Origin of the sequence: Dactylosporangium siamense, assembly GCF_016862795.1 — a bacterium.
Taxonomy (GTDB): domain Bacteria; phylum Actinomycetota; class Actinomycetes; order Mycobacteriales; family Micromonosporaceae; genus Dactylosporangium; species Dactylosporangium siamense.
The window spans coordinates 1-1,385 of the sequence record NZ_BONQ01000267.1 but is presented as its reverse complement, the minus strand read 5'-3'; the positions used below and the strand labels follow the sequence as shown (position 1 = coordinate 1,385).

Here is a 1,385-nt window from a genome sequence, read left to right as displayed (position 1 = left end):
GCACCCCTGACCGGGCATACCGGCACGGTGTGGGCGGTGGCGTGCACGGTGCTGGACGGGCGGCCCGTCGCGGTCACCGGCAGCGACGACGGCACGGTGCGGGTGTGGGACCTCGGTTACCTGCGGTGTATTGACGTATGGCCGTTCTGGGATGCCGTGAGAGCGGTTGCCGCCGTCGGCGGCTGGCTGGTAGCCGCGGCAGGCTGGGACATCGCCGTTTTCGCCCTCGACTCACGTACACAGGAGCGTTCATGACGACCATCGTCGGAGTCCACGGCGTCGGCAACCACCAAGCTGGGCACCCACCGTCGACCGTCGCCGCGCACCTGGCCACCACCTGGCAAGCCGCTCTCACCAGCGCACGCAGTCCGTTCCCGGATCATGCGACCGTCACGGCCGTGTATTACGCCCACCGGCTCCGCCCAGTCGGCGCGCAAGCCGGCGGTGACGAACTCGAACAACTATCACCCACCGCCCAAGAGCTCGTCCGTCACTGGCTCGCCGCGCTCGACCTCCCGGCCGGTACCGCTCAGGGGCGGCTCACCGCGGGCCTCCGCCAGGACATCGCCCGCTTCGCCCAAGGCCGGGGTCTCAACCGGCGCTTCGTGCAACGCTTCATCGCCACCTGCTTCGGCGAGGTCGATCGCTACCTCGACCCCGACAGCCCGGCCCGGCACCTCGTCCGCACGGACATCGCCAACGCCATCGCCGCCGCCAACCGCACCGGCCCCACCATCGTCATCGCCCACTCCCTCGGCTCCGTCGCCACCTACGAAACCCTGCACGCCTACCCAAGCCTCACCGCCGACCTGCTGCTCACGATCGGCTCGCCGCTCGCGATGCCGCACGGCGTGTTCCACCGCCTCCAGCCGACGCCTCAACCACGCGGCCACCGACCCGGCAACGTCCGGCACTGGGTCAACATCGCCGACATCGGCGACATCATCGCCATACCGCCGTACGGCGTCAGCGACAACTTCGACGGCGTCGACAGCGACATCCACATCGAGATCCACTTCGCCGACTTCCACCTCGCTGCGAACTACCTCAAAACCGACGCCATTGCCGAAGCACTCCGCATCCACCTCCAACAGGACCAACGATGATCGAACCCCGCTGGGCGACCGGCAGCCAACTCACCCCCGCCCTCCGACACACCCTGACCGGGCACACCCGCACGGTGCGGGCTGTGGGGTGCGCGGTGCTGGACGGGCGGCCCGCCGCGGTCACCGGCAGCGACGACCACACGGTGCGGGTGTGGGACCTGAGCACCGGCCAGCCCGTCGGCGCACCCCTCACCGGGCACACCAGACCGGTGTTGGCCGTGGCGTGTACCGTGCTGGACGGGCGGCCCGTCGCGGTCACCGGCAGCGAAGACCGCACTG

General features: G+C 70.1%; 2 protein-coding genes and 1 pseudogene. All 3 read left to right on the top strand.

What is annotated here, in order from left to right; genetic code table 11:
• Window positions 1–255, top strand: a 255-nt coding sequence (locus Dsi01nite_RS56865) for a WD40 repeat domain-containing protein (protein ID WP_203854875.1), incomplete at its 5' end; no start/stop codon positions are given.
• Window positions 252–1,106 (top strand): hypothetical protein, encoded by an 855-nt coding sequence (locus tag Dsi01nite_RS56860; protein WP_203854874.1) that lies wholly within the window; start codon window positions 252–254, stop codon window positions 1,104–1,106. The genes Dsi01nite_RS56865 and Dsi01nite_RS56860, both read left to right, overlap by 4 nt.
• A pseudogene (locus Dsi01nite_RS56855) lies at window positions 1,103–1,385 on the top strand (hypothetical protein); the annotation flags it as partial. The gene Dsi01nite_RS56860 and the pseudogene Dsi01nite_RS56855, both read left to right, overlap by 4 nt.

What these genes read in the sequence shown, in the direction of transcription:
- Dsi01nite_RS56860 (WP_203854874.1), top strand. Translation starts at nt 252, where the DNA reads ATGACGACCATCGTCGGAGTCCACGGCGTCGGCAACCACCAAGCTGGG.